At 60.9% G+C, this 11,906-nt stretch carries 13 protein-coding genes; 9 read left to right on the top strand and 4 right to left on the bottom strand.

The window, feature by feature from the left end; translation table 11 throughout:
• Positions 1 to 6: 6 nt before the first annotated feature.
• Positions 7 to 276 (top strand): flagellar biosynthesis protein FliQ, encoded by a 270-nt coding sequence (gene fliQ / locus PSQ39_RS18350; RefSeq protein WP_273928502.1) that lies wholly within the window; start codon positions 7 to 9, stop codon positions 274 to 276.
• A 3-nt stretch (positions 277 to 279) separates the two neighbouring features.
• Positions 280 to 1,047: a flagellar biosynthetic protein FliR gene (gene fliR / locus PSQ39_RS18355; protein ID WP_273928504.1), complete on the top strand. Its 768-nt coding sequence runs from the start codon at positions 280 to 282 to the stop codon at positions 1,045 to 1,047.
• A 9-nt stretch (positions 1,048 to 1,056) separates the two neighbouring features.
• Here fliR and PSQ39_RS18360 read toward each other — a convergent pair whose 3' ends face one another.
• Together PSQ39_RS18360 and PSQ39_RS18365 are read right to left on the bottom strand one after the other, a co-directional pair.
• Positions 1,057 to 1,686, bottom strand: a complete 630-nt coding sequence (locus tag PSQ39_RS18360; protein WP_273928506.1) for a response regulator — start codon at positions 1,684 to 1,686, stop codon at positions 1,057 to 1,059.
• Positions 1,683 to 2,804: a hybrid sensor histidine kinase/response regulator gene (locus PSQ39_RS18365; protein ID WP_273928508.1), complete on the bottom strand. Its 1,122-nt coding sequence runs from the start codon at positions 2,802 to 2,804 to the stop codon at positions 1,683 to 1,685. The genes PSQ39_RS18360 and PSQ39_RS18365 overlap by 4 nt, the downstream gene beginning before the upstream one ends.
• Positions 2,805 to 3,008: 204 nt before the next feature.
• On the opposite strand from PSQ39_RS18365, the gene PSQ39_RS18370 reads away from it, so the two are divergent.
• From PSQ39_RS18370 to PSQ39_RS18400, 7 genes are all read left to right on the top strand, one after another.
• Positions 3,009 to 3,455 carry a hypothetical protein gene (locus tag PSQ39_RS18370; protein ID WP_273928511.1) on the top strand — a complete coding sequence of 149 codons (447 nt, stop codon included), beginning with the start codon at positions 3,009 to 3,011 and terminating at the stop codon, positions 3,453 to 3,455.
• 47 nt (positions 3,456 to 3,502) lie between these two features.
• A complete protein-coding gene (locus PSQ39_RS18375; protein WP_027476349.1) occupies positions 3,503 to 3,865 on the top strand; it encodes a response regulator in 363 nt (120 codons plus the stop codon).
• A gap of 39 nt (positions 3,866 to 3,904) precedes the next feature.
• Positions 3,905 to 6,076: a chemotaxis protein CheW gene (locus tag PSQ39_RS18380; protein WP_273928516.1), complete on the top strand. Its 2,172-nt coding sequence runs from the start codon at positions 3,905 to 3,907 to the stop codon at positions 6,074 to 6,076.
• 27 nt (positions 6,077 to 6,103) lie between these two features.
• Positions 6,104 to 6,589 carry a chemotaxis protein CheW gene (locus PSQ39_RS18385; RefSeq protein WP_273928518.1) on the top strand — a complete coding sequence of 162 codons (486 nt, stop codon included), beginning with the start codon at positions 6,104 to 6,106 and terminating at the stop codon, positions 6,587 to 6,589.
• 106 nt (positions 6,590 to 6,695) lie between these two features.
• Complete coding sequence (locus PSQ39_RS18390; RefSeq protein ID WP_273928539.1) at positions 6,696 to 7,562, top strand: CheR family methyltransferase; 867 nt, start codon at positions 6,696 to 6,698, stop codon at positions 7,560 to 7,562.
• 28 nt (positions 7,563 to 7,590) lie between these two features.
• Positions 7,591 to 8,343: a chemoreceptor glutamine deamidase CheD gene (cheD, locus tag PSQ39_RS18395; protein WP_273928520.1), complete on the top strand. Its 753-nt coding sequence runs from the start codon at positions 7,591 to 7,593 to the stop codon at positions 8,341 to 8,343.
• Between the two features lie 23 nt (positions 8,344 to 8,366).
• Positions 8,367 to 9,482 (top strand): protein-glutamate methylesterase/protein-glutamine glutaminase, encoded by a 1,116-nt coding sequence (locus tag PSQ39_RS18400; protein ID WP_273928522.1) that lies wholly within the window; start codon positions 8,367 to 8,369, stop codon positions 9,480 to 9,482.
• A gap of 95 nt (positions 9,483 to 9,577) precedes the next feature.
• Here PSQ39_RS18400 and PSQ39_RS18405 read toward each other — a convergent pair whose 3' ends face one another.
• Together PSQ39_RS18405 and PSQ39_RS18410 are read right to left on the bottom strand one after the other, a co-directional pair.
• Positions 9,578 to 11,482, bottom strand: a complete 1,905-nt coding sequence (locus tag PSQ39_RS18405) for an ATP-binding cassette domain-containing protein (RefSeq protein WP_273928524.1) — start codon at positions 11,480 to 11,482, stop codon at positions 9,578 to 9,580.
• Between the two features lie 167 nt (positions 11,483 to 11,649).
• The coding region (locus PSQ39_RS18410; protein WP_273928526.1) for a hypothetical protein at positions 11,650 to 11,906 on the bottom strand (257 nt) is incomplete at its 5' end.

An 11,906-nucleotide genomic window follows, 5' to 3' on the forward strand; every position in this document is an offset into this window, starting at 1 on the left:
GGCCGCATGAATCCGCAAATGGTGCTGACCGCCGGGCGTGAGGCCCTGGAGTTGCTGCTCACCGTGTCACTGCCGGTCCTGCTGGTGGTGATGACGGTGGGGATTGTGGTGAGCATTTTCCAGGCGGTGACCCAGATCCAGGAAACCACGCTGTCCTTCGTGCCCAAGCTGTTGGCGGCCGTGGCCGTGTTTTTGATCGCTGGGCCTTGGATGCTGACCACCTTGGTGGATTACCTGCGCCGCACCATCGAGTCCATTCCCACCTTGGCGGCCTGATCTGTGATCTCGATCTCCGAGGCCCAGATCATGGCCTGGTTGTCGCCCATCATCTGGCCCTTCATTCGGGTGCTGGCCATGTTCTCGGTGGCGCCCATCCTGTCTTTGCGGGCGGTGCCGATGCGAGTCAAGGTCGGGCTCGCTTTTTTGGTGGCCTTGTCGGCGCAGGGCGTGTTGCAAGACCAGCCCATCATCAGCGTCAATGGGCCCCAGGCCCTGGGCGCCGTCCTGCAGCAACTGGGGGTCGGCTTGTCGATCGGCTTTGCCGTGCGCCTGGTGTTTGCCAGCGTGGAGTTGGCGGGTGAGTTGATCGGGCTTCAAATGGGGCTGAATTTCGCTTCCTTCTTTGACCCCATGACCAACGCACAGACCAGTGCGGTGTCCAGCTTCATGGGGCACATGGCGACCCTGCTGTTTGTCGCCGCCAATGGCCATTTGATGCTGCTGATGGCCGTGGTGAAGAGTTTTGACGCCTTCCCGGTGGACGGCAACATGCTCGAGTCCCTGTCCCGCATCCAGGTCTACCAGTTGGGGGCCAACCTGTTTGCCAGTGCGCTCTGGATCGCGCTGCCGGTGATCGGTCTGCTCTTGTTCGTCAACCTGATGCTGGGGGTCATTTCGCGCGTGGCGCCTCAGATGAACATCTTTGCCGTGGGCTTCCCCGTCACCCTGACCATTGGTTTGTTGGGCATTGCCCTGACCATGCCGATGCTCGACAAGCCCGTGCTGTCACTGTTAGAGCGGGCCTTTGATCTGTTTGGTGTGCGCTGAGGCCTGCATTCAGACCAGGTTGTTGCGGATCGCGTAGACCGTCAGTTCGGCGTTGTTGCTCAGGCCCAGTTTCTCCAGCACGCGGGTGCGGTAGACGCTGACCGTCTTGGGGCTGAGCATCAGCTCTTCGGCGATGTCCGACAGGCGTTTGCCGGTGGCGATCTTGAGCAGGGTCTGCAGTTCACGTTCGGACAAGGTGGCGTGCGGTGCCTCTTGCGTGGGACGTGACAAGCTGTCGGCCAGCAGTTGGGCCACCTCGGGCGTCAGGTACTTTCGGCCATCCATCACGGTGCGCACGGCACGCGCCAAGTCTTCGGGGTCACCTGCCTTGTTCAGGTAGCCCTGGGCGCCGGCCTTGAGGCTGCGCAAGGCGTACTGGTCTTCGGGGTACATGGAGACGATCAGCACCTTGATTTCCGGGTGCGACTCTTTCAAGCTGGCCAGCACTTCGAGGCCACCGCGGCCTGGCATGTTGAGGTCCAGCAAGAGCACGTCACAGGGGGCGGAGCGCAAGGCCTCACGCAACTCGGGGTAGCTGCCGGCCTCGGCGGTGACCTGGATGTCCACCGCCTCTGACAAGGTGTCGCGGATGCCTCGGCGCAGCATGGCGTGGTCATCGCAAAGCATCACGCGAATCATGGGGTTTCCTCTTCTGACGGCAAGGCGGGGGGCGTGGTGGAAGTCATGGGCACGGTCAAGGTGATGGCGGTGCCGCGGCCAGGCTGGCTGCTGACGTCCAGCCAGCCGCCCGCCATGCGTGCCCGCTCTTTCAAGCCCTTGAGGCCGAAGGAGCGGGGCTTGGCCAATTCGGCCGGGTCGATGCCCCGGCCATTGTCAGCGATCTCCAGGGTCAAGGCTGAGCTGTCCTCTGAAATGTCCATCTCCACCCGGCTGCAATCTGCGTATTTGGTGATGTTGGTCAAGGCTTCTTGGGCCGTGCGGTAGGCGACCAATTGGATGTCGCGCGAGGCTTCGCTGCGCGCCATGCGGACCTGCAAGCGCGCGGGAATGCCGGTTCGGCGCGAGAAGCTGTCGGCCAGCCACTGCAGTGCCGGCACCAGGCCTTGGTCCAGTATGGGGGGGCGCAGGTTGAGCATGATGCGCTGGCTGGCGCCCAGGGCATGTTGCAGCATGTCCGTGGCGGCTCGCAAGTGGGCCGAACTCGCCTCGTCCGGGCTGTGCCGACTCAGCCAGGCCAGGTCGAATTTGACGGCGGTCAGTGCGCCACCAATGTCGTCGTGGATCTCGCGAGCGATGGCCGCCCGCTCCTGTTCAATCGAGCTTTGCAAATGCTCCGCCAGTTCGGCCAGTCGGCGCTCGGATGCCGCCAGTTCCAGGGACGCCTGTTCCCGTTCACGCCGCGCTTGGCTGACCTCCAGCGCGCGGGAGACCGTGTGGGCGAGCTTGGCCATGCTGTCTTTGAGCAGGTAGTCAGCAATGCCCTGCTGGATGGCTTGGACCGCGGCGGCTTCTCCGATGGCGCCGGAGAGCAACACCACCGGAATGCGCCCAGCCAGCCCCGCTTTGACCACCTGTTGCCAGGCATCCAGGGCGGTGAAGCCCGGCAGTTGGTAGTCTGCCAGCACGATGTCTGGGCGGCGTGCCAGGGCCTCGTCGAAGTCATGCAGTGTCTCGACCCGCTCGATCAAAAAATTCAGCGAAGCTCGCCGCAAAGCCATGCAAGCCAGTTCATGATCTACCTTGGAGTCTTCCAAATGCAAGATTCGCAGTGGTGGGCAATTTGATTCGATAGACATGGATCAATATGATAAATTAGGCATTGGCACCGTCATTCTCGCTGGTGCTAAGTGTCTTTTTTCGTGTTTTATGCAAAATTCAGGGGGCCAGGGCGGTTTTTTGCGGTCGAAGCACGGGTCCTGCGGCCCGCGTATTGCAAAATGCTTTCACAGTAACGGGAATTTGCAAACGCTTGAAAGTGTGTGCGTGGCGACGGAGAAAAAATGGAACCAGCGCTAGACAATCTCAAGGAACCCGGCGTTCACCTGCCGGTGATGGCCGTTGCTGAAATTCAGGATTCCCTGTTGGTGGTGATGCACGATCTGCATCGCCTCGAAGGACTTCTGAATCATGCAGCAGACAACCTGTTGGATCGATTTGGTACGGCGAACCAAAGCCTGGCCGAATTGGACAATGGCAGCCCCGATGCTTCGATCCGGGTGCGCGATGCTTTGAAAAGTGCAGTCACCGAACTGCAGTTTCACGACATGGCGACCCAGCTGATCACGCACACCACCAAGATACTGCAAGGCTGTGCTTTCCGCCTGGCGTCCGAGTCCATGGGGCAGGACGAAGGCGAGGAAGCTGCACCCTATGCCGACCAGATGCCAGAACGGCCCAACCCCGTCACCCAGAGCGAGATGGATGCCGGGTCAATTGATCTGTTTTGACACACCCCTTACCTCAATCAGTTGATACATAGTTGCTGGAGCCCTAAATGCAATCGATTCTTGCCGTTGATGACTCTCCGTCCATGCGGAAGATGGTGTCTTTTACCTTGACTGGCGCAGGCTACAACGTGGTCGAGGCGGTGGATGGTCAAGACGCTTTCGAGAAGGCTCAGACGCACCACATTGACCTGGTTCTGGCGGACCAGAACATGCCTCGACTGGATGGCATCGGCCTGACGCGCAAGCTGCGCGAGCACCCGAAGTTCAAAACCATCCCGATCCTGATCCTGACCACCGAGTCCAGTGACCAGATGAAGCAGGCGGGTCGCAGCGCGGGCGCAACAGGCTGGTTGGTGAAGCCGTTCGACCCCAATCGCTTGATCGAGGTCATTCAGAAGGTCATCCGATGAACCGAAACTACCTTCAGTTGACGTATTCAGGAGCAAGACATGGCTGAAGCACATGAGGGTGGCAGTTCAGGCGCAGATTTCGATCTGAGTCAGTTTTATCAAATTTTCTTTGAAGAAGCGGGCGAAAACCTGGACCTGATGGAGCAGATGCTGCTCGAACTGGATCTGGCCAATGCCGACGACGAAGAGCTCAACGGCATCTTCCGTTGTGCCCACTCGATCAAGGGTGGCGCGGCCACCTTCGGGTTTTCGGACGTTGCTGAATTGACCCACCACATGGAGTCGCTGCTGGACAAGCTGCGTCGCCGTGAGTTGGCCCCGATTCCGCCCATGGTGGACGTGCTGCTGGAATCGGCTGACGCTTCGCGCGGCCTCCTTGCCGTGCACCAAGCCGGTGGCGAGGGCACGCCGCCCTCGACGGTGGACCTCGTGCGCCGCATCAGCGAATTGGCTTCGGGCCAGGTGCCAGCGTCGGCACCGCGTCCAGCGCCGGCTCCCGCGCCTGTTGCAGCGCCAGCGCCTGTGCCTGCGGCGGCGCCCGTCACCGCACCGGCCGATGGTGTCCGTCACTTGGAGATTGTGGTCGGCCCCTTGAGCCGCCCTGAACAGGCCGACGCCATCGCCGAGCTGTTCCGCGACATTCCTGGTCTGGGCACCATCCAGTCGCGTGACAGTGCCAACGCTGATCACCGAACCTTCGCGGTAGAGACCGCCTCGTCGGATGCCGAGCTGCTGGACCTGTTTGTGTTCCATGTGGCCAAAGAGCAGGTCCACATCCGCGATCTGGCGGCCGCACCAGCTCCGGCCCCTGCCAAGTCGGCGGACATTCCGGGATTCGGTCTCTTCGATGCACCCGAGGCCCCTGCGGTGGTGGCCGATGCCAGCCCTGCGCCGATGCCGGCTGGGTTCGGCTTCTTCGCGGGTGCGCCGGGCGTGCCTGAAGCGCCTGCGGCAGCCCCAGCGCCGGTGGCTGAAGCGGCTGAGCCGGTCAAAACTGCGGTGGCAGCCAAAGCCGCTGAGCCCAAGGCGGCGAGCCAAGCTCAGCTGGAAGCGGCGACCATTCGGGTGGCGGTCAACAAGGTCGACCAGCTCATCAACTTGGTGGGCGAACTGGTCATCACCCAGGCCATGCTGGCTCAAAACAGCCGCAGCCTGGACCCGGCGTTGAATCAGCAATTGCTGGCTGGCCTGGCCGATCTGGACCGCAACACACGCGATTTGCAGGAATCGGTGATGTCGATCCGCATGATCCCGATGTCCATCGTGTTCAGCCGTTTCCCGCGCATGTTGCGTGATCTGGCCAACAAGCTGGGTAAGAAGGTCGAATTGATCACCCAAGGGGAAGCCACTGAGTTGGACAAGGGCTTGGTCGAAAAGATCACTGACCCGCTGACCCACCTGGTGCGCAACAGTTGTGACCACGGCATTGAACTGCCTGAAGACCGCCTGGCCAAGGGCAAGGCGGCGCACGGCACGATCACGTTGTCGGCGGCGCATCAAGGCGGCTCGATCGTGATCGAAGTGCGAGATGACGGCCGAGGCCTATCGCGCGAGAAGATCCTGAGCAAGGCCCGCGAGCGCGGCATCGAGGTCTCCGACCAGATGACCGATGGCGAAGTCTGGCAGCTGATTTTCGCGCCGGGGTTCTCCACCGCCGAGGTCGTGACCGATGTGTCTGGCCGTGGCGTGGGCATGGACGTGGTGAAGAAGAACATCCTGGCGCTCAACGGCACGGTCGAAATCGACTCCGCTGAAGGCTATGGCATGAAGGTGTCGGTGCGCTTGCCGCTGACCCTGGCCATCATGGATGGCATGTCCGTGGGCGTGGGCGACGAGGTCTACATCCTGCCGCTGTCTTCGGTGGTCGAGTCCTTCCAGGTCAACGACGATTCTGTCAGCACCGTAGCCCAAGGCTCACAGCTGGTCAAGGTGCGCGACGAGTACATGCCTGTGATTGAGTTGGAGCGGGTGTTCCAGGTGCCTCGCTTCGATTTCGAAAAGAGCAGCAGCATCATGGTCGTGGTCGAGGCTGAGGGCAGCCGGGTGGCCCTGCTGGTGGACGAGTTGCTGGGCCAGCACCAGGTGGTGGTCAAGAACCTCGAAACCAATTACCGCAAGGTGCCCAATGTGTCGGGTGCGACCATCCTGGGCGACGGCAAGGTGGCTTTGATTCTGGACACGGGTGGTCTGGTTCGCCGCGCCCGCCACTGAAATGACGAGTTATTGAAGGAGAACATCATGAGTGTGATCGGTAAGAGTTCTGAAGGTGCTATCACCGGTGCACGTGAATACCTGACGTTCCGTCTGGACCAGGAAGAGTACGGCATCGACATCCTGAAGGTGCAGGAAATCCGCGGTTACGAGCCGCCGACGCGCATCGCCAACGCCCCTGAGTTCATCAAGGGTGTGGTGAATCTGCGCGGCACCATCGTGCCCATCGTGGACATGCGCTTGAAGTTCAACTGTGCCAACGCGGAGTACAACAACTTCACGGTGGTCATCATCTTGAACCTGCGCAACCGCGTGGTCGGTATCGTGGTGGATTCGGTCAGCGATGTGATGGAGCTGTCGCCCGACAACATCAAGGCGGCACCGGACATCGAGAGCGTGATCGACAACGGCTGCATTCTGGGCCTGGGGTCGGTGGGTGAGCGCATGCTGATCTTGTTGGACATTGAAAAGCTGATGTCGGGTGTGGACATGGGGCTGGTCGCTTCGATCTGAGGTTCAAGGCTTCAATTGCGGCCGACGCGGTGCCGCCCACGGGGGCGCGCCCTCGGTCATCGCTCGGAAAGGGTTGTGAATGATGTCCAGTACAGGCCGGTCAGAAATGGCCGGGGTTCGGGATAAACCGGTGGCCGCAGCTTTGCCGCCAGGGCCGGTGGTGCAGGGACGAGAGTTCGTCTGGACCGATGCCGACTTCTCGCGCGTGCAGGCCCTGATTTATCAGCGCGCAGGCATCAATTTGCACGATGGCAAGCACGCCATGGTGTACAGCCGACTCTCGCGCCGCTTGCGCGAGACGGGTTACAACAGCTTTCGGGAGTACCTCAGCTGGTTGGAAACCCACGATGGTCCTGAGTGGCAGGAGTTCGTCAACGCCCTGACCACCAACCTCACGGCCTTCTTCCGCGAGCAACATCATTTCGAGATTTTTGCGACCCTGCTCAAGTCGCGACCTGCGTCGACGCCTTGGCGCGTTTGGTGCAATGCCGCCTCCACCGGAGAGGAGCCTTACTCGATCGTCATGACGGCGTTTGAAAGCCTGGGCAACAACGCCTCGTTCAAACTCACGGCCAGCGACATCGACTCCAAGGTGTTGGCGTCAGCGTCGCAAGGGGTTTACCGGCTGGAGAACCTCAAGGGGCTCAGCCAGGAGCGATTGCAGCGCTTCTTCATGCGCGGTAAGGACTCCAACGCAGGCCTGATTCGGGTCAAGCCAGAGTTGCGCAAGGCCATCGATTTCCTGAGCGTCAACTTGATCCGCGATGACTGGCCTTTCAAAGAGCCCTTCGATGTGGTTTTTTGTCGCAACGTGATGATCTACTTTGATGCGCCCACCCAGCGCAAGGTCCTGGAACGCATTCACCGGGTTCTGAAGCCCGGAGGCATGTTGTTTGTCGGTCATGCCGAGAACTTCAGCGAGTCACGCGATCTGTTCACTCTGCGGGGCAAGACCGTGTACGAGCGCCGCTGAGCCCCAAACCCTCTTTGACTAGCCGACCATGACTTTCTCGCCCCCTCCTTCCTACCCAGCGTCTCGGGCGGTGCCGCCTCCGCCTGGACTTGATCGTCGGCAAGTGCCACGCATTCACCCGGTGTCGCCCAATGCCTACAACACGGCGGGTGCCACAGGTGCCAGAACCTCCAGTCTGGAGGAACTCAAGAGCAAGGCTCGCAAGCCCAGTGAGGCGAGTTTTTTCTATTTCGATCACCACTTTCAGTACAACGCGGTGAAGGTTTTGCCGGGCGAGTTCTTTGTGGCGGATGAGAACCTGGTCATCATGACCGTGTTGGGGTCCTGCATTGCCGCCTGCATCTGGGACAGCCGCACACTGGTGGGGGGCATGAACCATTTCATGCTGCCAGACGGAGAGGCCGGCGATTCCTCAGGCCGATATGGCTCCTACGCGATGGAATTGTTGATCAACGAGTTGATGAAACAGGGCGCGCGCCGTGAGACGATGCAGGCCAAGATTTTTGGCGGCGGTGCGGTGATGGCGAACTTCACCACCATGAACGTCGGGGAGCGCAACACCAAGTTTGTGCGTGACTACCTGCAGACCGAACGCATTCCTGTGGTGTCTGAGGATGTGCTGGACATCTACCCGCGCAAGGTGTGTTTCTTCCCCGTCACGGGCAAAGCCATGGTCAAGCGCCTGGCCCATGCCCATCCGGACACGCTGGCCCAAGAGAAAAAAGGCAATGTGGCCACTGTGGTGCAGACCACCGCAGGTGGTTCTGTGGATCTGTTCTGAGAGTGATGGAATCAAAAATGGGGATGAGTAAGAAGATCCGTGTGGTGGTGGTCGATGACTCGGCGCTGGTTCGAAGCCTGTTGTCCGAAATCATCAACCGCCAGCGTGACATGGAGTGTGTGGGAACGGCGAACGACCCCTTGATCGCCCGCGAGATGATCCGGGAGCTGAACCCTGACGTCATCACGCTGGACGTCGAAATGCCCCGCATGGATGGCATCGATTTTCTGGGCCGTTTGATGCGCCTGCGCCCCATGCCTGTGGTGATGATTTCCACCCTGACTGAAAAGGGTGCAGAGGTCACGCTGCGTGCGCTCGAATTGGGCGCCATCGATTTCGTGGCCAAGCCGCGTGTGGGCCTGGCCAACGGCATCAATGAACTGGCCAACCAGATCGTGGACAAGATCCGCGTGGCATCGGTGGCCCATGTGCGCCGTGGTCACCAAGAACTGTTGACCCACGCCATGAACACGGGCGCGCCTGCTGCGGCAGCTGCGCCGGCAGCCCCACGTCCCACGCCGACCTTGTTGGGGCGGTTGTCCACTGAAAAGCTGATCTTCATCGGCGCCTCCACGGGGGGCACAGAAGCCATCAAAGAGATTCTGGTGCGCATGCCAGCGGACTCGCCAGGCATCGTGATCACGCAGCACATGCCGCCAGGTTTCACCACCAGTTTTGCGGCCCGACTCAATGGTCTGTGCCAGATCACGGTCAAGGAGGCCTCGCACGGCGAGCGCATCTTGCCTGGCCATGCCTACATCGCCCCGGGCGGCAAGCAATTCCGGGTGGATCGCAGTGGTGCCAACTACGTGGCTGTGGTTGAGGATGGAGAGCCGGTGAACCGGCACAAGCCCTCGGTCGAGGTGTTGTTCAAGTCCGGCGCTGCCTTGGTGGGGCGCAACGCCTTCGCCATCATGTTGACCGGCATGGGCAATGACGGTGCCCGCGCCATGCGCGAGATGAAGGACGCGGGCAGCTACAACTACGCGCAGGATGAGGCCAGCTGCATTGTGTTTGGCATGCCCCGCGAAGCCATCGCCCATGGGGCCGTGGATGAAGTCCTGCCCCTGGACAAGATCGCTGGCGCTTTGTTGGCCAAACTGGGTGGGGCCAGCGACCGCCTGCACCACCGGATCTGAACCTTCAGGCCGTCGGCGCGACCCAATTGGGGTAGCGCCCGCGGCCTGCTGGAGAGGTGAGTCGGTATTGGCGGCGATCTGTGCCGCCAAGCGCGTCAGGCGGACAAAATTTCCCAGCGCTCCAAGGCGTTCATCAGGGCCTCTTCGATCTCGCTGTTGCGCACGCCCATTTGGGCGGCGCGAGCTGGATCCTCTGCGTAGAGGCGGCCATCCGCCAGTGCTGCCTGGATCTGAGCTTGTTCCTTCTCCAGATCGGCAATCACCTGTGGCAGACCCTCCAGTTCGCGCTGCTCTTTGTAGCTGAGCTTTTTGCGTGCAGGGGTCGCTGCTTTGGCGGGGGCCGCTGGCGCACTGGTCGAAGTGGCCTCCGCTTTCGCTTCAGCCTTGTTGGTCTGCGCCTGGACCTTCTGTGCAGCCGCATTGATGTCGCGCGCACGCTGGGACTGGGTCAGCCAATCCTGCACGCCGCCTTCGTATTCGCGCCAAAGGCCGTCGCCCTCAAACGCCAGCGTGCTGGTGACCACGTTGTCCAGGAAGGTTCGATCGTGGCTGACCAGGAAGACCGTGCCGTCGTAGTTCTGCAGCAGGTCTTCCAGCAACTCCAGGGTGTCGATGTCCAAGTCGTTGGTTGGTTCGTCGAGCACCAGCACATTGGTCGGCCGCGCAAACAGGCGTGCCAGGAAGAGCCGGTTGCGTTCGCCGCCCGATAAAGAGCGCACAGGGGAGTTCGCGCGCGCAGGCGAAAACAAGAAGTCGCTCAGGTAGCTCTTCACGTGCTTGCGCTGCTGGCCGATCTCGATCCACTCGCTGCCCGGGCTGATGAAGTCTTCCAGTGTGGCGTCGAGGTTGATGGCTTGGCGCATCTGATCGTAGTAAGCCACTTGCAGATTGGCCCCTTGGCGCACCTTGCCTGAGTCCGCAGCCAACTCACCGAGAATCATCTTGAGCAGGGTGGACTTGCCTGCGCCATTCGGGCCGATCAGACCCACCTTGTCACCCCGCAGGATGGTGCCCGTGAAGTTGCGCACAATCATGCGATCACCAAATGACTTGGACACCTCGGTCAGTTCGGCCACGATCTTGCCCGTGGGCGCACCCGAGGCGACATCCATCTTGACGCTGCCCAGCACCTCGCGTCGGGCTGAGCGCATCTCACGCAATTTCTCGAGTCGCCCGATGCGGCTTTGGCTACGGGTGCGGCGCGCTTCAACGCCTTTGCGAATCCAGATTTCTTCCTGGGCCAGCAGCTTGTCAGCCTTGGCCGAGATCACCGCCTCTTGAGCCAGCTGTTCTTCCTTTTGCAGCAGGTACTGAGCGAAGTTGCCGGGGTAGGAGCGCAAGTGACCGCGGTCCAGCTCAACGATGCGCGTCGCCACTTGGTCAAGGAAGGAGCGATCGTGGGTGATGGTGATGACACTGCCCTTGAAGTCCTTGAGCAAGCCCTCTAGCCATTCAATCGAGTCCAAATCCAAATGGTTGGTCGGCTCGTCCAGCAGCAACACATCAGGTTGGGTGACCAGGGCTTGTGCCAGGGCCACCCGCTTCTTGGTGCCGCCAGAGAGGCTGCCGATCACGGCTTGAGCGTCCAGGTGCAGACGGTGCAAGGTTTCATCGACGCGCTGCTCCCAATTCCAGGCGTCATAGGCTTCGATCTGGGATTGCAGTGCGTCCAGGTCTACGCCATCCGCGCCCGACAGGTATTGATCGCGCAAGGCGGCCACGGCAGCGAGGCCCTCGCTAGCCGACTCAAACACCGTGTGAGCTGGGTCCAGGTTGGGCTCTTGCGCGACAAAGGCAATGCGCAGACCCTGCTGCACTTGCAGGGTGCCGTCGTCGGGTTTCTCCAGGCCTCCGAGGATCTTGAGCAAAGAGGACTTGCCCGCGCCGTTGCGGCCAATCAGGCCGACGCGCTCCGCGGTTTCAAGTGAGAAGGTGGCGCCGTCGAGCAAAGCGACGTGCCCAAACGCCAAATGGGCGTCGAGAAGTGTAAGGAGTGCCATTGACCGCGATTATCCCGCTTGGCGGCGGTGGGGGTATCGCCGTGGCCTTGGGCTTCTCTATTTATATAGAGGCGATCACGCGCAATGCGGGGTGGCTTGCCCCCCCCACATCAGACAGGGATGTCTGGTGTCCCCGCGCGCCAGGAGGCCGGGTGCTCTCAGTCGCCTCAAGAGGTCTGCAGCCGGAGGAGGCTGCACAGGTTGAGAAGAATTTCGAAGTTCTTGCTTTGAGCCTGATTTCTTGTGTATAATTGAGGGCTCGACTGATCAAACAGTCCTTCTGTGTAGCGGCTTGAGTGGCTGCGCAGAAGTTTGGTGAAGTGGTGGTGTGAAAGAGTTTCTTTTGTGCTGCGACGGAGCTGAAGAAAAAAAGTCTTCTTCGAGTTGACTGTGCTGCGAAAAGCGGTATATAATTCGAGGCTCT

It is taken from the genome of Curvibacter microcysteis, assembly GCF_028649455.1.
Lineage (GTDB): Bacteria > Pseudomonadota > Gammaproteobacteria > Burkholderiales > Burkholderiaceae_C > Curvibacter > Curvibacter microcysteis.

Coding starts and splice junctions, on each gene's coding strand:
- PSQ39_RS18400 (WP_273928522.1), top strand. CDS start 8,367: ATGAGTAAGAAGATCCGTGTGGTGGTGGTCGATGACTCGGCGCTGGTT.
- PSQ39_RS18365 (WP_273928508.1), bottom strand. CDS start 2,804: ATGTCTATCGAATCAAATTGCCCACCACTGCGAATCTTGCATTTGGAA.
- PSQ39_RS18370 (WP_273928511.1), top strand. CDS start 3,009: ATGGAACCAGCGCTAGACAATCTCAAGGAACCCGGCGTTCACCTGCCG.
- PSQ39_RS18385 (WP_273928518.1), top strand. CDS start 6,104: ATGAGTGTGATCGGTAAGAGTTCTGAAGGTGCTATCACCGGTGCACGT.
- PSQ39_RS18375 (WP_027476349.1), top strand. CDS start 3,503: ATGCAATCGATTCTTGCCGTTGATGACTCTCCGTCCATGCGGAAGATG.
- PSQ39_RS18380 (WP_273928516.1), top strand. CDS start 3,905: ATGGCTGAAGCACATGAGGGTGGCAGTTCAGGCGCAGATTTCGATCTG.
- PSQ39_RS18360 (WP_273928506.1), bottom strand. CDS start 1,686: ATGATTCGCGTGATGCTTTGCGATGACCACGCCATGCTGCGCCGAGGC.
- PSQ39_RS18405 (WP_273928524.1), bottom strand. CDS start 11,482: ATGGCACTCCTTACACTTCTCGACGCCCATTTGGCGTTTGGGCACGTC.
- PSQ39_RS18390 (WP_273928539.1), top strand. CDS start 6,696: ATGGCCGGGGTTCGGGATAAACCGGTGGCCGCAGCTTTGCCGCCAGGG.
- fliQ (WP_273928502.1), top strand. CDS start 7: ATGAATCCGCAAATGGTGCTGACCGCCGGGCGTGAGGCCCTGGAGTTG.
- cheD (WP_273928520.1), top strand. CDS start 7,591: ATGACTTTCTCGCCCCCTCCTTCCTACCCAGCGTCTCGGGCGGTGCCG.